Here is a 20,695-nt window from a genome sequence, read left to right as displayed (position 1 = left end):
TTGCCGGCCGTCGGTGGCGACCGTGTGGTCCGTGGCGGATCAGGCCGCGGCCCCCGGTGATCCGCCGGAGCGACGCCGGGCCCGGCGCCACCGGGTGACCAGGAAGCTGACCAACCAGGGAACCAGCAGCCAGGTCAGCACGCAGAAACCGCCACCGACCACGTCGGCCAGAAAGTAGCCCTGGTCGGTGTCCCACTGGGCGATCACGAAGGACGCGACGAACCAGATCAGCAGCAGCAACGCGGTCAGCCGGCCGGCGGCCCGGGACCGGGCGGTGCGCCCGGCGCCGCTGAGCACCCCCAGGCCGGCCATGACCCAAGGCATCAGGAACAGCCCGATCGCGGTCATCGCGTACATGTAGTCGGCGCCCGGGCCCAAGGAGTCCACGGTTGTCACGATGGCAGGGCGCCGCCATCGATGCACGGGGCATCCTCCGGCACCTCATGGGCCGTCCAGCCCACTCCGCCGCCGCCCGCCGACGAGCCCGGGCGCTGAAACCTCACCCGGTCGGCCGGTCCTTCTTCGGCAGCGACGCCACCACCGCGTCGTAGGACGCGTCCACCGCTTCGAGGATCTCCTCGGCCGGGATCGCACCCCGCAGCCGCAGCGTGTTCCAGCCGTGCCGGCCGATGTAGGCGCTGGCCGTGGCATCCTCCGGATACCGCGCGAGCCACTCGTCGGCCAGGTCACGTCCCTTGCCGCACTTGACCCCGACCGTCTCGCCGGTGCTGCCGAGAAACGCGAAGATCTTCGGCCCGACCTTGGCCACGACGTCGCCCTCCCACGGCTGGTCCGGCCACGCGCCCGGCTTGTCCAGGCAGTATTTCTTCAGCGTCTCGGCATCCATGATCACTCCACCCCCGTGTACGCGGCGTAGGTGTTGGCCGCCCGCGCCCGGGCCTCCGCGGCATCGGTGCCGGCCGCGATGTCCGCTTCCGCCCAGGCCTGCCCGCTCAGCCGCATGAACCTCTGGGCATCCTCGGAAGCGGTCCACGCCGCGATCGCCGCGTTGTCGCGCGGCGCGTCCGGCGCCGCCACGTGCATCGAGAGCCCGAGCAGCCCCATTTCCCAGCCGATCCCGACCGCACCCGGTCCGAACCGGTCCCAGTGCTCGTCGACCGGCGCGGTGTGCTCCAGGGTGAACCGGGTCCGTTCGTCCCCCTCCGGCGTCAGCCTGATCTCGACCCAGCTCACCTGACCGGCGAACTCCCACGTCAGGGCGAGGACATGCGGTCGGTCACAGCGGGTGATGGTCCCGCCGGCCTGCCCCTCGAACTGATACTTCCCGCCCTCGCGCAACTCACCGGAGATGGGCAGGAACCAGCGCTCGAGCCGCTCCGCCGTGGTCACCACCTCCCACAGGTCGTCGAGCCCGGTGTCGTAAACCTGGCTGATCGTCAGCACCCGGGCCTCACCGGCTTGCAGGGTGCGCCCCGCCAACGTACGCCGGGTCCGGTTGATCTGCTCACTGGCATCAATCATCGAAGCTCCTGATAGTCGTCGGAGGCGCCCGGCCCTCCGCGGTCGGAAGCGGCCGGGGCCGGTGGGCGTCGGACGGCCGCACGGCGTCTACCGGGATCGGCCCCGGGTTGGTCCTCGGGGGTGGCGGGGCGGCGCAGTCGATCGGCCCCGGGTTGGTCCTCGGGGGTAGCGGGGCGGCGCAGTCGATCGGCCCCGGGTTGGTCCTCGGGGGTAGCCGGGCGGCGCAGTCGTTGGTCGGGAGTGGTTCCGGGTTGGTCGTCGGGGGCGGCCAAGCGGCGCAGTCGTTTGCCCCGGGCCACCTCGGTGGCCATCGCGGCGAGGTGCGGCGTCCAGAATCGCCGGAACCGCCCCAGCCACTCGTCGGCCTGTCGCAGCGCGGTGTCGTCCACCGCGTACAACCGCCTGGCTCCATCCGGGCGCACCGTGGCGAAACCGTTGTCTCGCAGCACCTTGAGGTGCTGCGAGACGGCGGGCTGGGAGATGCCGAACTCGGCGCGGATCACCGCGGTCACGGCGCCGGAAGTCTGCTCGCCGTCCGCGAGCACCTCCATGATCCGCCGCCGCACCGGATCCCCAAGCACGTCGAACGCATGCACCAGCGCATCCTATCAAAGTTGCCTTATATAAGGGAGCTCTTTTAGGGATCGACCCGTCCCAGGAGGCCCGAAGACCGGGCCGGGGTCAGGGCCCGGCCCGGTTCGAGCGGTCCGCACGCAGGGGAGGGCGGACCGGAGACGGTGAACGGTATTGCTCGTGCCCCGGTGGGGATGGTCAGGCGCCGGTGTCGGCGGCGCCTGACCATCCTGGTGGGAAGGGTGGTCAGAAGTCGTCGGGCGTGCGGATCCGGGAGCGGATCAGCTGGCCCGACGGGGTGAGGGCGCCGGTGCCGGAGAACGCCCCGGCGTTGCACGACCCCGGCTTCAGGATCGAGCTGCCCTCCGCCTTGTCGCCGAAGTTCCAGTTCGCGTAACTGATCTTCAGTTTGTCCAGCAGGTCGAGCCAGGCGGTGGTGCCGGCCGTGTCGACCGCCCCGTCGCCGCTGGCGCTGACCGTGCCGAACTCGGTGACGAACAGCGGGATCGAGGCGGCCGCCTTCTGCACCTCGGCGCGATAGTCGTCCTTGTGCGACGCGGCGTAGAAGTGGAACGCGTACATGATGTTGGTGGCGTTGACCGGGTTGTCGATGATCTCCGCCGACGAGGAGCCCTCTGACACGCCCAGCGACGACCAGCCGCGGGTGCCGATGATCACGATGCCGTCCGGGTCGTTGGCCCGGATCACCGGGATGACCTGCTCGGCGTAGCTCTTGATGCCGGCCCAGCTGACCCCGTTGGGCTCGTTGGCGATCTCGTAGATCACGTTCTTCTTGGCCGCGTTGCGCGCCGCCACCTTGGCGAAGAACTCCTTGGCCCGGGCCAGGTTGAGGTTCGGGTCGCCCGGGTTGAGGACGTGGAAGTCGATCAGCGCGTACATCCCGTGGGCCTCGGCCATGTCGACCAGGCTGTTCACCTTGGCGGTCTGCCCGGTCGGGTCGGACTCGTAACCACCCTCCTGCACGTACATCGCGATCCGGAAGAGGTCCGCGTTCCAGTCGGTGGCCAGGGCGTCCATCGCCGCACCGGTGTAGCAGCCGGGGAACCAGTGGATGCCGTGGCTGCTCACGCCGCGCAGCTGGATCTTCTTGCCGTTCTGGTTGCACAGTCCGGCGCCGCAGACCTTGAGCTGCCCGTTCGCGGCCAGCGGCGTGCCGCCGGCGGTGGCCGTCCGGGTCGGGGAAGCGGTCGTCGCGCTCGGCTTGGGGGCGCCCGTGGCGGTCGCCGGCGCGCTGGTCGGCGTCTTGCCCGGCGCGCTCGTGGCGGTCGCGGACGGCGCCCCGGTCAGGCCGGTGCAGGCCTGCCCGTTGACCGTGCACGAGGTGGGCCGCCCGGTTCCGGTGACGACGAAGCCGAAGCTGGTCGCGCTGCCGCCGGCGATCGTCCCGTTCCAGCCGGCCGGGGTGAACGTGAAGGTCTGGCCGCCGGTCGCGAGGGTGGCGTTCCACGCCTGGCCGATCGTCGAGCCGGCCGGCAGGGTGAGCTGCACCTTCCAGGTGTTGATCTTCGAGGAGGCCGGGTTGCTGACCGTGACCTCACCCTGGTAGCCGGTGCTCCACGAGTTGGTCACCGTGAACGAGGCGGCCTCGGCACTGGCCGGCAGTGCGAAGAACGCCACCGTGCCCACGGTAGCCGCGGCGAGCGCCGAGGCCAGGATCAGTTTCAAGCTACGCTTCAACGCTGCGTCACCTTTGGGGAAGAATACTTGGGAGCGCTCCCATATCGAGGTGGCGACTGTAACGTGCCCGGGAATACGTGTAAACAGCGCCCCCGGATCAATCACCCCGCCGCATCTTCGCCCAGCTCACGCTTCGGTGGTCACGTTCAATCGCGGCGTCATGCCGTCGCCCGGTGTGCGGGCTGTGTCAGCGCGGCGCCTACCGGGGTCGCCGGGGGTACCGCCTGCGACCGGCGGCCCTCGCGGATCAGTCGCAGCGCCAGAGTCGGCGCGGCCGTGGCTGATGCGGGGACGGTGGCACGGCGGCGGCCGCGGCGGCGAGGGCCGTCGCGGCCACCTTCGCATCCCGCAGGTCGGCCGGATCCCGGGTCGCCTGGTGGCGTAGCAGCAGCGCCTGCCACTGCCGTCGCCAGGCCCGAACGGCCAGCTCGGTGCCCGGCTCGGCGACCAGGACCATGCAGCCGCCCGCGTCGACGAGCGCATCCCAGTCGCCGAGGTCGCCGGACTGTTCAGCCTGCTCCTGGAGCAGATCGAAGAGAACACCCCACCCGATGACGAGATCGGGATGGCCCGCCGGGGCCTCGTGCAGCAGGCGGTAGATCTCGTCAATGGCGTGCTGCAGGCCCCGGGGGTGGCCCGAGTCCGCCGTGAACGCCACGACGAGGGCCGTGTGGATGAACTCCTCGTCGCTCATACCCAGAACGGTAGACGTGGATACGCGCGGGTCAAGCCCTATGTAGATTTCACTCCAGAGCAACCGGAACCGGACGCAGCGTGAGTCGCACCGCGATGCCCGGCGCCAGCTCGCCCAGCTCGGTCCCGCCCTCCTGCGCCACCTCCCGGTGATCACCGGGAGGTGATCGTGACCCGGCCGATCGGCCGCGGGAAGCTGGCCGTCAGCACCCGCCCCGATCCGTCCGGATCAGGGACGATACTGATCGACTCCGGTCGCACCAGCGCCGTGGCGATCCCGCCTGTGTGTGGTGCGACCAGTGGCAGCCGCTCGCCCAACACCTCGATCACGTCGCCTTGGACGGTGCCGGGCAGCCGGTTGCTGAGACCCGCGAAATCGGCCACGAACGCGGTCGCCCGGCGCAGATAGATCTCCGCGGGGCGGCAAGCTGTTCAAACTTCCCGGAACGCATCACAGCGACCCGGCGAGTGCCTTCTCCCGGTCGTGGGTGACGAACGGGGCGGAGGATAGGCGTACTGCAGGAAGCCGGGGAGCGACATTTTCGCTGCTCCGGGGTCTCGCGATGAGGCGTGCGGAGGCCAGGGGACGGCCTCGTGTCGCCACCTGTGGATGACTTGATCGAGAGGATCGCTGGTTCGGCGGTCATGCAGCGAGGCTACGAAGCGCTAGGTGCAGTGCGACACCTGGCGAGCCCCCGACCTTATTTGCGGGATAACCCGGTGTTCGTTTCGGGGGTCTGCCTGGTGTTCCGGCCGGGCTGCGCCGGCAACACTGGGCGCATGAACGCAAACGCAGCGCTCGGCATGGCCGGGCCGGGTCACCGCATCGCGGTCAGCGGCTCTCCAGGATCTGCTTGAGCCGGCCCAGGTCAGCGGCCACAGCCGCGATGTCCCTGTCATACATGTCGTCGGTCATCCCGACGGCACGGCGAACCGTGAAAACGATCTCGGAGTGGTCGCCGTCGGCGATCACCCGGAGCGGAACGTAGACGATCGCACCATCGGGGAGGTGTACTTCATGATCCAGCACACCGAGGTCATTACGGGGCACGAATACCACCTCGGCGACGCCGCCGTCCGGCACGTCGACCAGCCAGCGTCCGTCCTCCAGGCGCACGGAGCCGCCCAGGCCGGGCGCCCAGTGCGCGAGGTTGGCCGGTTCCGAGGCGTATTCATACACGTCCCGGGCGGGACGGTCGATGTGCTCAGCCACATGCCGGGACTCGGTTGCCACGGCTCACATCATCGCATGCCACCTGATCGCTCTCGCGTTCATCGATGTATTCACCCCTGGCGGAGCCATCACCGACGGGCACAGTCCGTATCTGTGGACCTGGCATCGTTCGACCAGTGAAAAGCATGGATGGCGCCGGCCGTGGTCCGGGGAGGCCGGCCGTGGTCCGGGGAGACCGACCGGGTTGGGGGAACGGCGCGTCACGGTGAAAGGAGGCCGGCCGGGGTGGGGTACGGCGGGTCACGGTGAAAGGAGGCCGGCCAGGGTGGGGGAACGGCCGACCACGGGTGCGGGGAGGCCGGCCGGGACGGGGTCACGGCGATCACTGGTGGGGGCAGGAGCCCAGGGCGAGGAGGTGGCTGCTGACGGCGACCAGTTCGGGTTCGGTGCTGTAGAGGCGGGCCAGGTGGAGGGCGCCCTGGAAGACCGACTCGGCGTGTGGGCCGTGCTGGGCGGCCTCGGCGGCGGGCCAGCCGGGGCCTTCGACGCCGTGGACCACCACGTCGGTGAGGCCGGCCTCCTGGCACTCGGCGGTCAGCTCCGCGATGCGGTGGAAGTAGGCGTGGGTGAAACCGATCGATGTGTCGTTGACGCCGTCGGTGAGCAGGCGGCGGGCCTCGGCCAGGGTCCGGTCGTCGAATCGGGCGGTGGCGGTGAAATCGAGGGGACCGGCGAAACGACTGATGGCCGCGACCGCGATGGGGCCGCCGGGGCGGGTCACCCGGATGGCCTCACGGATCGCACGGATCCGGTCGGCGCGGTCGTGGAGGTGGTAGAGCGGGCCGAGGAGCAGGGTGGCGTCCTGCGACCGGTCGGGCTCAGGCAGCGAACGAGCATCGCCGACGACCGCATCGATCGGGGGATGGCCGGCCCGGGCCTGGTCGACGTGCGCCGGGACCAGGTCGACGAGGCGGACGTGGTGACCGTCGGCGAGGAGCTCGCGCGCATAAGCCCCCGGGCCACCGCCGACGTCGAGGATCCGGGCGGGTGCGGCGGGCAGCACCTCGCGGAGCAGTTCGAGAGTGCGGATGCGTTCCAGCCGGCTTTGCGGGCGTCGCTCCAGGCGGGTCGCCTCCTCGTACCGCGTCTCGTAGTACGTCACGATGTGCGTCGTCGCCTCGTCCATTCAGGAATCGTCGCGCCCGCCGGCCCAACCGGCGACCGATTTTCCACACCCCGCCCTACCGGCCCGGGCCGGCCGGGTGGTGGTCTCCGTCCCGGACGCCCGGACGCCCGGACGCCCGGACGCCCGGGCCGAGCGGGACGGCGGCGCCGAGGCGGACGTGCTGGTGCCGCCGGTCGCCTCGTGCCACCGGCACGGCATCACCGACTCGCCCCACCGAACCCGCTCCATCGGCCCGTCGCGTCGGGCCTATTGGTCGCCCCGCCAGCGTTGGTTTGGGGACCGCAACGGGTCTGGGCGTCGAACTATGACGGTCCTGGCGCAGTTCCGTTCCTGCAGCCGGTCTGGGATCAATAGCGAGAGCCCAGCCACTTGCAGGTGGCTGGGCTCGGCTATCAGCGCGTCAGGCGGCCGGCGGGCTGGGCAAGTGGGCCACGGTCAACGGAGCTGCACGTGTAGATCGGGTCGCCATCGCCGGTTGTGCCCGCCGTCGGCCGGTGAGTCGGGTGGCTGGAGCGGTGGGTCCGCGGATCAGGTTGTTGCGGCCCGCGGCGGGAACGGAGGGGCGGATCAAAGTGTTGTGGCCGCCGGCGGGAACGGTGGAACCGTGGATCAAGAGTTGTGCCCGCCGGCGGTGAGTGGGTCGGGTGGAGGTGGGTTAGCGGACCAGGTCGTCGCCGCGGTAGAGGGAGTTGGCGGGGGTGGCGGTGCGGCGGGCGGCGCGGAGGCTGCCGTCCGGGTAGAAGCCGGTTTTGGTCTTGGCCAGGGTGAGGACGGCGTGGGTGGCGGCGTCGGCGAACTCGTTGAGAGCCTTCGGGTTCAGGTTGTTGATGTTGTCGCAAGCCTGGTGGTAGCAGGCGTCATAGGGCTTGCCGGCGGTGCCGCCGTAGACGGTGGCCTCCTCGGCGGTCTTCACGCCCTCGGCGCCGCTGAACAGGCCGCCGGCGGGGATGCCGGCGGCGATGAACGGGCCGTAGTCGCTGCGGCCGTCGAACGCGGTCGGGGCGGTGGGCAGGCCCTGGGCGGTGAAGTAGGTGGTGAACAGGTTCTCGATCTGGTCGGAACCGTACGGGCCCGCGGTGCCGGTGGCGGAGCCGTCGCCGTCGTAGACGAAGCGGACGTAGTTCGGGGAGGCGACCATGTCGAAGTTCAGGTTGGCGAAGATGTGGCTCAGGTCCGTGTCGGACAGGTGCGACACGTAGTAGGTGGAGCCGAGCAGGCCGGCCTCCTCGGCACCCCAGAAGGCGAAACGGACCTTCTGGTGGGTTTTCGTCTTCAGCTTGGCGAGTTGGACGGCGATCTCCAGATCCTGGGCGGTGCCGCTGCCGTCGTCGTTGATGCCGGGGCCGGGGACCACCGAGTCCAGGTGCGAGCCGACCACCAGAACCCGGTTCGGGTCACCGCCGGGATAGTCGGCGATGATGTTGCTGGTGCTGGCGGCGAGGTTGATCTCCGTGTTGGTCTGGACCCGCACGATGCCCGGCGCGGCGGCCAGGGCGCTGCCGTCGGCGAAGCTCAGCGCGACGACCGGGATCGCCGACGGGTCGCCCAGGGTGCCCTGGAACAGGTCGGTGCGGCCGGGCTGGCCCTCGTTGAAGATGATCGCCGCGTCGTAGCCGGCGGCGGCCGCGTTCGCCGCCTTGACCGCGAAGTTGCAGCCGCCACGCTGGATCAGGGCGATCTGCGGGGCGGTGGCCGAGGCGCGGGTGAAGTCGCCGGGGGCGCAGCCGGCTGTGGAGCTCGGCGCGGGGGTGGGCGGCAGCACGTTGTTGAGGGCGGGAACCACCTGGCCGGTGACGTCGCCGCTGATCGAATAGGTGAGGGTGTTCGTCGGGTAGGCCGGGCCGGCCGGGGTGACCGGGGTGAGCTGCGCCGGGCTCAGGTCGCGGAAGAACGGGAAGGTGAACTTCTGCTCGGTGACCTGGTAGCCGGCCTTCCTCAGCACGTCACCGACATACGCGGCGCTGGCCGCGAAGCCGGGGGTGCCCGAGGCGCGGGTCCCGCCGTTCTGGGTGGCGATCCGCTGCAGGACACGTTCGTGGCCGAGGATCCCGGCGACGGTGACCGCGTCCCGCAGCTTCTTCGTGTTGACCTCGTCGACCGCCCGGGCCGGCTGCGGGAGCAGGGCCAGGGTCAGGGCGGCGGCGAACGGAACGGCAAGGGTGCGTTTACGCAACAACGTGCTTCCTCCACAGTCGACAGCAACACCGGTATCGATGGTGATCAGCGCCTGCAGATTAACCGAGATGAACAGGCGGGTGGAAGCGTCCGCGTGTCACTCTGGAGAAAGCCGAAAAGCGGAGGAACTCCATGCAGGGCGAGATCTTCGAGTACGCGGGCGCCACCGTCGAGTTGCTCGACGCGTCCACGATCCTGGCCGCCGCCCGGGTGAACCCGGTCGACCTGGTGCACCATGCGGCGGGGTGGCCGGCCCCGGTGCAGCGGGCCGAGGTGACCGTGTCGAGCCGGGACACCGCGGCGGGCCCGGTGCACGTGTTCATCGCGCGGCTGCACGTCGGCGCCGAGCCGATGACCACCGAGCGGATGCGCGGACTGGTGCTCGGCCGGGACCCGATCGGGGTGCTGCTCTCGAAGCGGATCGCCGAGGGGGATCCGGTGGCCACCAGGATCGTGGACGGGGTGGGGACGGCGGCGGCCGCGGCGTACCGCAAACTGGGTTTCGACCGCGTCGACAACCCGGCGGCGAACCGGCAGCCCGGTGTGCTCGCGGACGCCGGGGTCGGCCTGCAGGCCGAGGTGACCCACGAGGCCGCCGGCGATGTGGTGCGGCTGCGCGCCGAGGTGCCGCGCGACGAGGTGACCGCGACCCACCTGCGGGCGTTCGTCACGCTGACCCTGCAGGCGGTGGCCGAGCTGGCCGACCCGGACGCGCTGCGCGGGCGGCGGTTCGTGTTCAGCCGGGAGGCGACCCCGCCGCCGGTGCCGGTCACCACCCAGGAGGTGACCCTGGACATGGTCGGCGGTTTGGCCGACGTGGTGGCTCAGCTGCGGCAGATCGCGGTGTCGTTCCGGCATCCGGACGCGATGGCCCGCTGGGGCGCCCGCCGGCCGCAGGGCCTGTTGATGTACGGGCCGCCCGGCACCGGCAAGACCATGCTGTCGCGGGCGCTGGCCAACGAGATCGGCGCCGACTTCCGGGAGATCCGCACCCCGGAGATCCTGGACAAGTGGCTGGGCGGTTCGGAGCGCAACATCAAGCAGATCTTCCGGGACGCCCGGCGGTACCGGGTGCCGACGCTGATGCTCTTCGACGAGTTCGATTCGATCGTCAGCTATGCCGGTGCCGGCGGGGACGCGGCCAGTCAGGCGCTGAACGCGGTCGCCGGGATCTTCAAGCAGGAGATGAACGACCTGTTCGAGGCGAACCCGAACGTGATCGTGGTGGCCACCACGAACTTCCCGGCCCGGGTCGACGAGTCACTGATCCGTTCCGGACGCTTCGACATCAAGATCAGCGTGCCGAAGCCCGACGAGGTGAGCCGCGCGGAGATCTTCCGCAAGATGGTCGACGGGCTGGTGGCGGCGCACCAGCGGGGCGCGTTCCGGATGTTCGCCGAGGACCTGGACGTGGCCGCGCTCGGCGTCGCCAGCACCGGGATGACCGGCGCCGACATCAAGGAGGTGCTGCGCCGGGTGCAGATGAACAAGGCCATGCAGGACGCCCGGACCGGTGCCGCCGACCCGATCACCCAGCAGGAGCTGCTCACCGAGGTGCGCAACCTGCGGGGCAGCGTCTGACGGCGTGGCCGCCGGACGCCCGCGGTGGTGACGCGTGGCCCCCGTTCGGGCCACACCGGGCGGGCCGGCCGCCGGCACGGCCTGCCGGCGGCGAACCGGCCCGGTTGTCAGTGCGGAGCGGCCCGCTCGACGATCGCCGCGGTGTCGGCGCCGGTCGGCAGTGTGCCGAACGTGTGGCCCCAGTCGCCGGCGAGCCGGCTGGCGCAGAACGCGTCGGCGACCGCGGACGGCGCGTGCCGGACCAGCAACGAGCCTTGCAGGGTCAGTGCCATGCGTTCGACCAGCCGCCGCGCCCGGACCTCGACATCGGTCCGGTCGGTCAGCTCTCTGCGCAGGTCACGGACGGCGCTGTCGAGGCGGTGGTCGGCGCTGCGGGCGGCGTCCACCTCGGCGAAGAAGGCTTCCAGGCTGTCCGGTGAGCGCTGCAGGGCGCGCAGCACGTCGAGAGCCTGCACGTTGCCCGACCCCTCCCAGATCGAGTTGAGCGGGGCGTCGCGGTAGAGCCGGGGCAGCCCGGAATCCTCGACGTAGCCGTTGCCGCCCAGGCACTCCAGGGCCTCGCCGACCACGGCCGGCTGCCGCTTGCAGACCCAGAACTTGCCGACCGGGATGGCCAGCCGCCGGAACGCGTCCTCCCGCCGGTCGACCGCCCCGGCCAGCCGCATCGCCAGCAGCGTGGCCGCCTCGGATTCGATCGCCAGGTCGGCCAGGACGGCGCGCATCGCCGGCTTGTCGACGAGGGGCCCGCCGAACGCCGACCGGTGCTCGGCGTGGTGGATCGCCTGCACGAGGGCGGCGCGCATCCCGGAGGCCGAGCCGATCACGCAGTCCAGCCGGGTCATCGACACCATCTCGATGATGGTCCGGACGCCCTGGCCCTCGCCGCCGACCAGCCAGGCGACGGTGCCGTCGAACTCCGGCTCGCTGGAGGCGTTGCTGCGGTTGCCCAGCTTGTCCTTGAGCCGCTGGATCCGGAACGTGTTGCGGGTGCCGTCCGGCAGGATCCGCGGGACGAGGAAGCAGGACAGCCCGCCCGGCGCCTGCGCGAGGACCAGGAACAGGTCGCACATCGGCGCGCTGGTGAACCACTTGTGGCCGGTCAGCCGCCAGGTGCCGGCGCCCGTGGCGGTCGCTGTGGTCGTGTTGGCCCGCACGTCCGAGCCACCCTGCTTCTCGGTCATGCCCATCCCGGCGAGCAGACCGCTCTTGGCGGCCGGGGTGCGCAGGCCCGGGTCGTACGACCGGCTGGTCAGCGATGGTTCGTAGAGCGCTGCCAGGTCAGGGTTGTTGCGCAGGGCCGGGACCACCGCGTAGGTCATCGAGATCGGGCAGCCGTGCCCGGCCTCCGGCTGCGACCAGACGAAGAAGCTCGCCGCCCGGGCCACGTGCGCGCCGGGTCGCGGATCGGCCCACGCGGCGCCGGCCAGTCCCGCGCCGACCGCGACCTCCATCAGACGGTGCCAGGACGGGTGGAAGTCGACCTCGTCAATGCGGTGCCCGTACCGGTCGTGGGTGAGCAGCCGCGGCTCGTGCCGGTTCGCCTCCTCGGCCCACCGCTGAACCTGCTCACTGCCCGCCAGTGAACCGAGTTTGTGCAGGTCGTCGGTGTGCCAGCCGGCTCCCTCCCGGGCCAGGGCCGCGGTCAGCGCGGCGTCGGCGGCGACGTCGAATCCGGTGAGCGGCGGTGGCTGGTTGAACACCTCGTGGGTCACGCCGGCACCCTACTACCCGGTAACCGGGAACGGGAGGTCCGACAATTGCCTAATGTGAGAGTGTGACCCCTTTCCAGCGATTCGTCGTCTGGCTGCGGGTGCCCGGCCGGATCCCGCTGCTCAGCCTGATCGCCGTCATCCTGGCCGTCACCTATGTCCCGCTGTGGGTGGTCACCATCCGTTCCTTCGACAACCTGGAGCAGCGCGAGAACGTGGACGAGGCCGAGGAGTTGCGCGTCGCTCCCGGCGCCCAGTTGCAGCGGCTCAGCGACTTCGGGATGACCAACGCGATCTGGACCGCGCTGTACGACGACATCCGGCGTGGTGATCAGGCGCATTTCGCGATCGACGTGCCGGGTTCGGTGGTCGGTCCGCGGTACGGCATGACCGCGGTGATCGGCACGGACCTGACCGGCGAGGTCCGGGTCGGCGGGGCGATCGACGGATCGGCCTACACCGCGCTGCCGGGCGCCCTGCGCGAGCCGTCGACGCTGCGCACGCTGTTCGACCCGGGCGCCTCGGCGGACACCGGGAAGTGCGGCTTCACCAGCGTGACCGGCGCGCCCACCGAGTTCTGCGGCTTCCCGGCATACCCGGACGCCGGCACTCCGGGCGGTCCGTCCGGCGGTCTGCTGCTGTTCCGCGAGCTCAACGCCGCCGCGCTCGCCGAGATCACCGAGAAGACCAACGACCGATTGACGGTACGGGCACAGCCGCGCCCCGGCCGCGAGCACGGCAGCCTGACCGCCTCGTACGGGCCGATCGGCGTGCGCACCGCGGTGGTCGACACGGCGGAGAGCACCGAGCGGATCACCGCGACGCTGGGCGCGCTGACCGCGTCGGCCACCGAGGTGTCCCGGGCGGTGGCCACCATGACCGACACCATCGGCAGCGTGCGGGCGGCGATCGGGCAGGTCCGCACGGTCGCCGACGGTCAGCAGCACACCATCAGCGGGCTGATGAACCAGGTGCAGAACGCGATCGGGCAGATCGAGGATCTGGGGGACCGGCAGCAGCCGGCCGGCGGGGGCGGGTCGGACCTGGAGCTCTTCTAGCAGCTCTTGTTGTGCACGCCCAGGCACGGGTTGTGGCCGATCGCGTCGTTGACCCGCTCGCTGATCTGGCGCAGCTGCCGGTACTGCGTGGGGGTGAGCGCGTCGATCAGCAGCCGGCGCACCTCGGCGACGTGGCCCGGGGCGGTGGCCACCACCTTGTCCCAGCCGGCGTCGGTGAGCACGGCGAGCGTGTAGCGCCCGTCGGTCGGGTCGGGCTCGCGGTAGAGCCAGCCCTTGGACTCCAGGCGGCGGGCGGTGTGCGAGAGGCGGGACAGCGAGCAGGCGCTGAACTCGGCGAGCTCGCTCATCCGGGCCTTGCGCCCGGGTTTCATCGAGACGCCGGCGAGCACCTGATATTCGAAGAAGGAGAGGCCGGCGGTCTGCTGCAGATCGGCGTCGAGGGCGGCCGGGAACCGGGTCAGCATCTTGATCATGGCGAGCCAGGTGGCCTCCTCCTCGGCCTGCAGCCAGCGCGGCTCGTCGGTGCTCATGGTCACCACCTTAGCTTGACGCCTCAACTCTGCCTGTGATGCTTCTGACTTGACGGTTCAAGTCACGAGCGCCTACCTTGAGTTGACGGTTCAAGTCCGACAGCAACGGGAGCAGTACCGATGAGCATTCTTCGTATCGACGCCAGCATCCTCGGCCCGAACTCCGCGAGCAGCGAGCTCGCCGACATCGCCGAGGCCGCGTGGCTCGAGACGGCGCCGGACACCAAGGTCGTGCGGCGTCACATCGGCAACGAGCCGCTGCCGTCGCACGCGTGGCAGCTCGCCACCTCGGCCGGCTACGTCCCCGAGGCCGACCGGTCGCAGGCGATGAACGACGCGGTCGCCCTGGCCAACGAGCTCGCCGCGGAGTTACGCGACGCCGACGGCGCCATCCTGGCCCTGCCGTTCTACAACTACGGCGTCTCCCAGCACGTCAAGACCTGGTTCGACCTGGCCATGGCCGGTGGTGAGCAGGGCGAGAAGTTCCTCGACGGCAAGCCGGTCATCGTGGTCACCTCCCGCGGCGGCGCGTACGGCCCGGGCACCCCGCGCGAGGGCTGGGACCACAACACCGACTACCTGCGCCGCGTCATCGGCGACATCTGGGGCGCCGACCTGATCCTCATCGAGCGCGAGTTCACCCTGGTCGGCCTGAACCCGGCGCTGGACCAGTTCAAGGACGTCGCCGCCGAGATGAAGGCCGCCGCCCACGCGGCCGCCGCCGAGGCCGGCCGGGCGCACGCCGCCCGCTGACCCCGTCCCCGGGTCCCCGCCGCGCATCGCGGCGGGGACCCGGGGTATAAGCGGCTGATGCAGTCGCTCGGAGTACGCACCACCCAGGCCGTCGGCGCCGCGCTCGGCCTGCTCGTGCCGTTCGGCGGGATCGCCGCCCTGGTCGCCGGCAAATGGTCCGGCCTGCGTGAGATCGACACGCAGGTCGCCGACCGGTTGCACGAGGCAGCGCTCGGCCACGCCGCCCTGGTCGATGCGCTGGCCTGGTGGAGCCTGGCCTTCGACCCGAACACCTGGCGGGCCGCCGCCCTGGTCCTGGCGATCTGGCTGGTCCGCCGCCGGGAACGGATGCTCGCCTGGTGGGTGGTGGCCACCATGGCCGCCGGGGGAGCGCTCGGCGGCGTGCTCAAACTCCTCTTCGGACGCCACCGGCCCGACCTGCTCGACCCGGTCGCCCGGGCCACCGGATACTCGTTCCCGTCCGGGCACGCTCTCAACAACGCACTGGGCGCCGCCGTCTTCCTGCTGGTGCTGCTGCCCCGCACCCGCGGCCGGGCGAAACGCGCCGCGCTGGTCACCGCGGCCGTCGCCATCCCGTTGATCACCGCGTACACCCGGGTCGCGCTCGGTGTGCACTGGACCAGTGACGTGGTCGCCGGCCTGCTGCTCGGGGCGGCCGTACCGGCGATCACCGTCGCCGTGTTCCAGAGACGCCGCGTTCGGGTAGAAGGCGGCCGTGTCCAGATTCGTTAAACAGGCGTTCACCCGGATCGTGCTGCCGGTCGCCGCGATCCTGCTGCTGATGATCGGGCTCGGGGTGCTGCTCACCCACGTGCTCAAGGACGAGAACGGGTTCAACCGCACCCTCGAACACGACCGCACCCCGGAGTTGACCCACATCTCCTCGTTCTTCAGCAGCGTGGGCAACACCATGACGATCATCGCCGTCACCGCGGTGGCCGCGCTGATCCTGCGCCTCACCCTGCACCGCTGGCGCGAACCGCTGTTCCTCTGCCTCGCGGTCACCGCCCAGGCCGTGGTCTTCTTCTTCACCACCCTGGCCATCGACCGCCCGCGTCCCGACGTCCACCGTCTCGACGCCTCCCCGCCCACCTCCAGCTTCCCGTCCGGGCACACCTCGGCGGCGTTCGCCCTCTACGTCGGCCTCGCCGTCGTCCTGGCCTCGCTCGCGCGTCCCGGCTGGCTCAAAGCCCTCTGCTGGCTGCTCGTCCTCGTACCGCTCGCGGTCGCCACCGCCCGCATGTACCGCGGCATGCACCACCCGAGCGACGTGCTGTCCGCCTGCCTCAACTCGACCCTGTGCCTCACCGTGATGGGCCGCGCCATCCTCAACCGCGACGTCCCCTGGCGACGCGCCGGGATCGGATCCGCGGCACCGGCGGGCACGCTGCAGCCGGCCGGAAACGGCGCAGAATCGACGGCGACCTCCTGAAGCGGATGTCGCCCGCCGCGGCCGATCACTGACCGCTGCTCACCGGTGGACCCGTGTTGTCGCCCGGCTCGTCAGAGCCGGGTGGCATCCGGGCCGTCCGGTCACTCCCGCCGCGCCCGCCATCCGCGGGTGGGCACCGGACGGTGGACGTGTTCGCCCGCCGGTCAGGACGGGTAGGGGAGCTGGGTGGCGGCGAGTTCCTCCCAGCGGGCGCGGAGTTCGGCGACCAGGTCGGGGTGCTTCTGGGCCAGGTCGGCCTGCTCGCGGGGGTCGTGGTCAAGGTCGAAGAGCTGGTCGGTGTCGGTGTCGCGCAGATACTTCCAGTTGCCGCGGCGCAGGGCGCGGGACTGCCGGGTGCGCCAGAACAGGTCGTGTCCCGGCGCCGGCGAACCGTGCAGCAGGTAGCCGGCGAAACTGGTGCCGTCCAGCGGATAGGCCGGATCGGGGGCGGCGCCGGCGATCTCCAGCAGGGTGGCCGTCCAGTCCGGGGTGACGACCGGTTCGTGGCTGACCTGGCCGCCGTGGATCCGGGCCGGCCAGCGGACGATCGTCGGCACCCGGATACCGCCCTCGTTCAGGCTGGCCTTGGTGCCGGTCAGCGGCCACTGATAGGAGTACCGCTCGCCGCCGTTGTCACTGGAGAAGATCACCAGGGTGTTCTCCTCCTGACCGGTCTGCCGCAGCGCGCTGAGCACCTGCCCGACCCGGACGTCCAGGTTCTCCACCATCTTCCTGTACGTTTCCAGCGAGCCGCCGTCGGTGTGGAACAGCGCGAACGTGTCGCCGGCCCGCACCCGGGCGGTGATCTCGGCGCTGACCGCGCGGTCGCCGGGCGCCTCCCACGGCCAGTGCGGGCTGGTGAAATTCAGGTTCAGCAGCCACGGCGCGCGGTGCTCACGGCGCAGGAACGCCTCCGCCCGGTGCGCCAGCGTGTCGGTGTAGTACTCGTCGGACTCGACCCGCGTCTCACCCTCGAACAGGTCGACACCCTGCCCGGTGATCTTCGAGTAGTAGTCGACCGCGCCCGAATAGTTGCCGAAGAACTCGTCCCAACCCGAACGCAGCGGCCCGAACCAGGGCAGGAAACCGTTGTGCCACTTGCCGAACATGGCGGTCGTGTAGCCGGCCTTCTTCAGCAGCGAGGCGAGCGTCGGATGCTCCGGCGGCAGACCGGCGGTCGGGCTCGGCGCGGCGATCGGCTCGGGCAGACCGCCGGGAAGCCGGCCCGGATACCGTCCGGTGTAGAGCGACATGCGGGTCGGCGAGCAGACCGCGCCACCGGAGTAGGCCTGGGTGAAACGGACACCCGAACTCGCCAGGCGATCGAGGTTCGGCGTCTTGATGTCCGGAGAGCCGTAGCTGCTCAGGTCGGCCCAGCCGAGATCGTCCGCGAAGATGAACAGGATGTTCGGTCGCTGCGCCGGCTTCGAGGAGGCGGCGGCCTGGAAGGGGCGTTCGGCGGCCTCGGCCGGCTCCGTGGGCAGGGTGGTCGCGGCGGCGGCACCGGCCAGGGCGCTGAAGACCCCGCGCCGGGTGGTCCCACGGTTCGTCACATCGTCTCCTGTGGATCGGTGTCGACGCGCCGAGATTACCCACTGAGTCGATAGGAGTAAAGGTACGTCTCGGGCCGTGCCGGGAAGGCGGCGGTGACCAGGGAGGCGAGGCCGGCGAGCAGCAGGGCGGCGCCGGCCGCACGCCAGGGGCCGGGGTCGGTCACGACCTCGTCGTCGGGCACGATGACGGCGGCCGGTACCGGCCGGTGGTTCATGACGGGCCAGAAGTGCCCGGGCGGCTGTGTCCGGGCCTGCTCCGCCCCGGCCCGCTCCAGCTGGTCCATCATGACGTCGGGTTCCCACGCCCGGGGTCCCGGATCCCCGTGCAGCCGGTCGGCGCGCACCTGATCGAGGACGAACGGGCTGATGGAGGCTTGCAGCGGCGCCCAAGAGGCGAAGTTCGGGTCGGTGACGACGGGCGCATTCAGGGCGTCGGTGGTGCCGATCGTGAACAGCGCTCCGATCAGGGTCCCGAGGACCGGCAGCAGGCCGATGGCGGCGGCGGCGTTGCGGCGCGGGCCGGCCAGTGCGGCGGTGATCGCCAGGCCGGCCGCGGACAGCGTCATCGCGGTCACGGTGAGCAGGGACGTCCGGGCCGGGCTGGCGGTGGTCAGGAAATCGGTCTCGCTCAGCTTCGCGGCCGCGGCGGCGGTGAGCACGGTGAAAGCGGCGGCCGGCAGCAGCTTGACGAGGCGGGGGAGGCCGGGGCCGGCGTGGGGAGGCAGCCCGGAGCGCAGGAGCAGGCCGATGGCCAGAGCGGCTCCGCCGGCGACGATCAGGAGCTCGCGGGGGAGCCACGGCATCAGGGAGTCGTCGTTGCCCACGGTGGCGTCGGCCAGCGGATCGGCGACGGAGAAGGCCGCGGCCAGCAACAACAGGCCCGCGATGGTCCAGCGTCGCGGGACGGTCCAGGTCGTCGTATTGATGACGGCGTACGCGACGAGCGCTCCCATGGCGACCAGCTCGGCCAGGGGCAGGAGCGGGTGGCCGACCTGCCACAGGCCGGTGATCAGGAGGCTGGCGCCGGTGGCGAAGGTCAGGGCCGGCCAGTTCGCAGTACGCATCACTGACATGGTGCGCAAAACGGGCACCGACTGGCATCGGCGAAAGGGCGAGGTGGGTGGCCGGACGGTTGATGGCGCCGGCGGTTGCGGTGGGTGGCCGGACGGATGACGGCGGCCGCGGTCGACGGTCGGACGGCGGATGGCGACGGCACGCTGGGGGAACACGGCGGGCCGCGCCGCCGTGCCACTCAGCCCGGCCGCGGGCGTCAGGCTCCGGTCACCGGGAAGATGATCGCGTCGCCGGTCTTCCAGGCGCAGCTGTCCGCCGGGGCGCCGTCGGGCTGGTAGAAGACCCTGAGGTGGTAGCCGCCGGCGGCCGCCGACAGCACGAACCACCAGGGGCAGCCGCCGGCCGGCTTGGTGGCCGAGAACAGGCCGGCGGTTCGTTTGTCGGGCTGCCAACCGGAGCGTTGCGCCAGATCGGCATAGAACGCGCGGACCGTGCCGCTCGACGCCAGCCCGGAGAGGTGGGCGCCGACCACGTCCGCGGCCGGCATCTCCAGGCCCGCACCGCCGCCGCCGCACGTCATCGACTCCTCCACCGCATCGTCGAGGTCGGTGGCGTGTGGGTGCTGCCGGAGCACCGGGTCCTCGGTGATGGCGTGGACCGTGTCCGGTCTGGCGGTGCAGCCGTTCAGGCTGGCCGGTGGATTCCCCTGGTAGAACGCGATCCCCACGAGAACCGCGAAGACCAGGACGGGCCCACCGAGCACCCGCGCCCAGCCCCAGAACGTCATAGGCTTTTCCATCGGCGGTGATCATAGGGCCCGCCGGTCGCGGCGCGAACGGCTCCCGTGTCACGAGCACGGACCGGCTGGCCCGGTGTGCCGGCGGTGACGCTGACTCTACGGCGACGGCAGTGGGGGCGACGCTGACTACGGCGACGGCAGTGGGGGTGACGCTGACTACGGCGGCGGCAGTGGGGGTGACCGCGGCGGCGTCGGCATTACGGCGTCGGCAGAGATGGTGACTACGGCGGGGCGGGGCGGCTACGTCGACGGGCGCGGGGTGGGGTGAGGAGATCCTCGGGTGTGGGAATGGGGCGGGGTGGGCGCGGGACCGGTGCGGGGCGCGACAGCATGGGGGCATGACGAAGCTGAGTGGGCGGGAGATCGCGGAGCGGGCGCCGGGTGGGTGGGTCTACCTGCTGGGGGTGCTGCGGACCCGGCTGCGGACCGGGGACTTCGCCACCGGGCTGGCGCTGGTCGACGCGATCGGGGCGGTGGCCGAGGAGATGGATCACCATCCGGATCTGGATCTGCGGTACGGGTTCGTGGACGTGCGGACCAGCAGCCACGACGTGGGTGCGGTGACCGGGCGGGACCTGCGACTGGCTCAGGCGATCTCGGAGCTGGCCGGCAGAGCCGGGGTGGCGCTCGACCCGGCCGGACTGGGTGGGCTCGAATGGGCGCTGGACACTCCCGCGGCGAACGGGGTGGCGCCGTTCTGGGCGGCGGTGCTCGGGATGCGGCAGCAGGACCACGACGGGGTCAACGACGAGGTGCGCGATCCGTCCGGGACGCTGCCGGCGATCTGGTTCCAGCGGTCCGGGAGCGAGGAGCCGCGGCAGCGCTGGCATCCCGACGTGTGGATCGACCCGAGCGAGGTGCCGACGCGGATCGATGCGGCGGTCGCGGCGGGCGGGACGCTGGTGAGTGACGCGAACGCGCCGAGCTTCTGGGTGCTCGCCGACCCCGAGGGGAACAAGGTCTGCCTCTGCACCTGGCAGGACCGCGGCTGAGCCCGGCGCGGCGTGTTCCGGGGTTTGCGGGTGAAACGGTGACCACGCACGGACAGTGAAGACATCCCATGTGCCAGGGGTGTCAAGCGGCTTGGTCGAGGTGGTGTGCCCAGGCGGTGGTTTCGTTGTAGGGGGTGCTGGTTTTGAGGCAGCCGTGGAGGATGCCGACGAGGCGGTTGGCGAGTTGTCGCAGGGCGGGTCGGTGGCCGATGCCGCGGGTGCGTTGCCTGTCGTAGTAGGCGCGGGCGCCGGGTGAGGCGCGTAGCGCGGTGAAGGCTTGGCCCTGCAGGGCGTCGGCGAGCCGGTCGTTGTGCACGTAGCGGGCCATGACG

21 protein-coding genes and 2 pseudogenes are annotated in these 20,695 nt (G+C 71.2%); 6 read left to right on the top strand and 17 right to left on the bottom strand.

The window, feature by feature from the left end; all coding sequences use genetic code 11:
- Positions 1–39 precede the first annotated feature (39 nt).
- The 11 genes and pseudogenes from ACSP50_RS25340 to ACSP50_RS25290 form a co-directional block, all read right to left on the bottom strand.
- Complete coding sequence (locus tag ACSP50_RS25340; RefSeq protein ID WP_043512149.1) at positions 40–387, bottom strand: hypothetical protein; 348 nt, start codon at positions 385–387, stop codon at positions 40–42.
- A gap of 112 nt (positions 388–499) precedes the next feature.
- Positions 500–847 carry an MmcQ/YjbR family DNA-binding protein gene (locus tag ACSP50_RS25335; RefSeq protein ID WP_014692138.1) on the bottom strand — a complete coding sequence of 116 codons (348 nt, stop codon included), beginning with the start codon at positions 845–847 and terminating at the stop codon, positions 500–502.
- A gap of 2 nt (positions 848–849) precedes the next feature.
- Entirely contained in the window at positions 850–1,482 is a 633-nt protein-coding gene (locus ACSP50_RS25330) for an SRPBCC family protein (RefSeq protein WP_014692137.1), read from the bottom strand.
- 215 nt (positions 1,483–1,697) lie between these two features.
- A pseudogene (locus ACSP50_RS43535) lies at positions 1,698–2,078 on the bottom strand (ArsR/SmtB family transcription factor); the annotation flags it as partial.
- A gap of 223 nt (positions 2,079–2,301) precedes the next feature.
- Positions 2,302–3,753 carry a cellulase family glycosylhydrolase gene (locus tag ACSP50_RS25320; RefSeq protein WP_014692135.1) on the bottom strand — a complete coding sequence of 484 codons (1,452 nt, stop codon included), beginning with the start codon at positions 3,751–3,753 and terminating at the stop codon, positions 2,302–2,304.
- A 247-nt stretch (positions 3,754–4,000) separates the two neighbouring features.
- On the bottom strand, positions 4,001–4,447 hold the full coding sequence (locus ACSP50_RS25315) for a hypothetical protein (protein WP_014692134.1): 447 nt from the start codon (positions 4,445–4,447) through the stop codon (positions 4,001–4,003).
- Positions 4,448–4,599: 152 nt separating this feature from the next.
- Positions 4,600–4,830 carry a hypothetical protein gene (locus ACSP50_RS25310; protein WP_014692133.1) on the bottom strand — a complete coding sequence of 77 codons (231 nt, stop codon included), beginning with the start codon at positions 4,828–4,830 and terminating at the stop codon, positions 4,600–4,602.
- A gap of 448 nt (positions 4,831–5,278) precedes the next feature.
- Positions 5,279–5,680: a polyketide cyclase gene (locus ACSP50_RS25305; protein ID WP_043512146.1), complete on the bottom strand. Its 402-nt coding sequence runs from the start codon at positions 5,678–5,680 to the stop codon at positions 5,279–5,281.
- 322 nt (positions 5,681–6,002) lie between these two features.
- Complete coding sequence (locus ACSP50_RS25300; protein WP_014692131.1) at positions 6,003–6,806, bottom strand: class I SAM-dependent methyltransferase; 804 nt, start codon at positions 6,804–6,806, stop codon at positions 6,003–6,005.
- Positions 6,807–6,861: 55 nt separating this feature from the next.
- Positions 6,862–6,999 (bottom strand): hypothetical protein, encoded by a 138-nt coding sequence (locus ACSP50_RS42275; RefSeq protein ID WP_155123625.1) that lies wholly within the window; start codon positions 6,997–6,999, stop codon positions 6,862–6,864.
- Between the two features lie 462 nt (positions 7,000–7,461).
- Positions 7,462–8,979, bottom strand: coding sequence for a M28 family metallopeptidase (locus tag ACSP50_RS25290; protein ID WP_014692130.1), 1,518 nt, complete (start codon positions 8,977–8,979; stop codon positions 7,462–7,464).
- Positions 8,980–9,113: 134 nt separating this feature from the next.
- Between ACSP50_RS25290 and ACSP50_RS25285 the strand changes: the two genes are divergently transcribed.
- Positions 9,114–10,562 (top strand): 26S protease regulatory subunit, encoded by a 1,449-nt coding sequence (locus ACSP50_RS25285; protein ID WP_014692129.1) that lies wholly within the window; start codon positions 9,114–9,116, stop codon positions 10,560–10,562.
- Between the two features lie 107 nt (positions 10,563–10,669).
- Here ACSP50_RS25285 and ACSP50_RS25280 read toward each other — a convergent pair whose 3' ends face one another.
- Positions 10,670–12,274 carry an acyl-CoA dehydrogenase family protein gene (locus ACSP50_RS25280; protein ID WP_014692128.1) on the bottom strand — a complete coding sequence of 535 codons (1,605 nt, stop codon included), beginning with the start codon at positions 12,272–12,274 and terminating at the stop codon, positions 10,670–10,672.
- Between the two features lie 62 nt (positions 12,275–12,336).
- On the opposite strand from ACSP50_RS25280, the gene ACSP50_RS25275 reads away from it, so the two are divergent.
- A complete protein-coding gene (locus ACSP50_RS25275) occupies positions 12,337–13,329 on the top strand; it encodes a CHASE4 domain-containing protein (RefSeq protein WP_014692127.1) in 993 nt (330 codons plus the stop codon).
- Here ACSP50_RS25275 and ACSP50_RS25270 read toward each other — a convergent pair.
- Positions 13,326–13,820, bottom strand: a complete 495-nt coding sequence (locus ACSP50_RS25270) for a MarR family winged helix-turn-helix transcriptional regulator (RefSeq protein ID WP_014692126.1) — start codon at positions 13,818–13,820, stop codon at positions 13,326–13,328. The genes ACSP50_RS25275 and ACSP50_RS25270 overlap by 4 nt on opposite strands.
- 120 nt (positions 13,821–13,940) lie before the next feature.
- Here ACSP50_RS25270 and ACSP50_RS25265 point away from each other — a divergent pair, with 120 nt between their 5' ends.
- From ACSP50_RS25265 to ACSP50_RS25255, 3 genes are read left to right on the top strand one after another with little or no spacing between them, the layout of a single operon-like run.
- The gene (locus ACSP50_RS25265; protein WP_014692125.1) at positions 13,941–14,573 is read left to right on the top strand and encodes an FMN-dependent NADH-azoreductase; all 633 of its coding nucleotides are present in this window, start codon (positions 13,941–13,943) and stop codon (positions 14,571–14,573) included.
- 57 nt (positions 14,574–14,630) lie between these two features.
- Positions 14,631–15,305, top strand: coding sequence for a phosphatase PAP2 family protein (locus ACSP50_RS25260; RefSeq protein ID WP_014692124.1), 675 nt, complete (start codon positions 14,631–14,633; stop codon positions 15,303–15,305).
- Positions 15,289–16,005, top strand: a complete 717-nt coding sequence (locus ACSP50_RS25255) for a phosphatase PAP2 family protein (protein ID WP_014692123.1) — start codon at positions 15,289–15,291, stop codon at positions 16,003–16,005. The genes ACSP50_RS25260 and ACSP50_RS25255 overlap by 17 nt, the downstream gene beginning before the upstream one ends.
- A gap of 164 nt (positions 16,006–16,169) precedes the next feature.
- On the opposite strand, the gene ACSP50_RS44220 is transcribed toward ACSP50_RS25255, so the two are convergent.
- The 3 genes from ACSP50_RS44220 to ACSP50_RS25245 form a co-directional block, all read right to left on the bottom strand.
- Positions 16,170–17,558, bottom strand: a complete 1,389-nt coding sequence (locus ACSP50_RS44220) for a sulfatase (RefSeq protein ID WP_014692122.1) — start codon at positions 17,556–17,558, stop codon at positions 16,170–16,172.
- A 35-nt stretch (positions 17,559–17,593) separates the two neighbouring features.
- Positions 17,594–18,622 (bottom strand): hypothetical protein, encoded by a 1,029-nt coding sequence (locus ACSP50_RS44215; RefSeq protein ID WP_014692121.1) that lies wholly within the window; start codon positions 18,620–18,622, stop codon positions 17,594–17,596.
- 206 nt (positions 18,623–18,828) lie between these two features.
- Positions 18,829–19,371, bottom strand: coding sequence for a hypothetical protein (locus ACSP50_RS25245; protein ID WP_155123624.1), 543 nt, complete (start codon positions 19,369–19,371; stop codon positions 18,829–18,831).
- Between the two features lie 338 nt (positions 19,372–19,709).
- Between ACSP50_RS25245 and ACSP50_RS25240 the strand changes: the two genes are divergently transcribed.
- Positions 19,710–20,363 (top strand): VOC family protein, encoded by a 654-nt coding sequence (locus tag ACSP50_RS25240; protein ID WP_014692118.1) that lies wholly within the window; start codon positions 19,710–19,712, stop codon positions 20,361–20,363.
- An 82-nt stretch (positions 20,364–20,445) separates the two neighbouring features.
- On the opposite strand, the pseudogene ACSP50_RS25235 reads toward ACSP50_RS25240, so the two are convergent.
- Positions 20,446–20,694, bottom strand: a pseudogene (locus tag ACSP50_RS25235) (IS110 family transposase); the annotation flags it as partial.
- Position 20,695: the final 1 nt, after the last annotated feature.

This window comes from Actinoplanes sp. SE50/110 (genome assembly GCF_900119315.1).
GTDB lineage: Bacteria > Actinomycetota > Actinomycetes > Mycobacteriales > Micromonosporaceae > Actinoplanes.
Note: the sequence above shows the minus strand (reverse complement) of the source record. Positions and strands in the feature narration are given on the sequence as shown.

Bases quoted from the DNA above. Each gene is read 5' to 3' on its own strand.
- ACSP50_RS25260 (WP_014692124.1), top strand. From the start codon at position 14,631: ATGCAGTCGCTCGGAGTACGCACCACCCAGGCCGTCGGCGCCGCGCTC.
- ACSP50_RS44215 (WP_014692121.1), bottom strand. From the start codon at position 18,622: ATGCGTACTGCGAACTGGCCGGCCCTGACCTTCGCCACCGGCGCCAGC.
- ACSP50_RS25330 (WP_014692137.1), bottom strand. From the start codon at position 1,482: ATGATTGATGCCAGTGAGCAGATCAACCGGACCCGGCGTACGTTGGCG.
- ACSP50_RS25300 (WP_014692131.1), bottom strand. From the start codon at position 6,806: ATGGACGAGGCGACGACGCACATCGTGACGTACTACGAGACGCGGTAC.
- ACSP50_RS25315 (WP_014692134.1), bottom strand. From the start codon at position 4,447: ATGAGCGACGAGGAGTTCATCCACACGGCCCTCGTCGTGGCGTTCACG.
- ACSP50_RS25240 (WP_014692118.1), top strand. From the start codon at position 19,710: ATGACGAAGCTGAGTGGGCGGGAGATCGCGGAGCGGGCGCCGGGTGGG.
- ACSP50_RS25285 (WP_014692129.1), top strand. From the start codon at position 9,114: ATGCAGGGCGAGATCTTCGAGTACGCGGGCGCCACCGTCGAGTTGCTC.
- ACSP50_RS25245 (WP_155123624.1), bottom strand. From the start codon at position 19,371: ATGGAAAAGCCTATGACGTTCTGGGGCTGGGCGCGGGTGCTCGGTGGG.
- ACSP50_RS25335 (WP_014692138.1), bottom strand. From the start codon at position 847: ATGGATGCCGAGACGCTGAAGAAATACTGCCTGGACAAGCCGGGCGCG.
- ACSP50_RS25270 (WP_014692126.1), bottom strand. From the start codon at position 13,820: ATGAGCACCGACGAGCCGCGCTGGCTGCAGGCCGAGGAGGAGGCCACC.
- ACSP50_RS25265 (WP_014692125.1), top strand. From the start codon at position 13,941: ATGAGCATTCTTCGTATCGACGCCAGCATCCTCGGCCCGAACTCCGCG.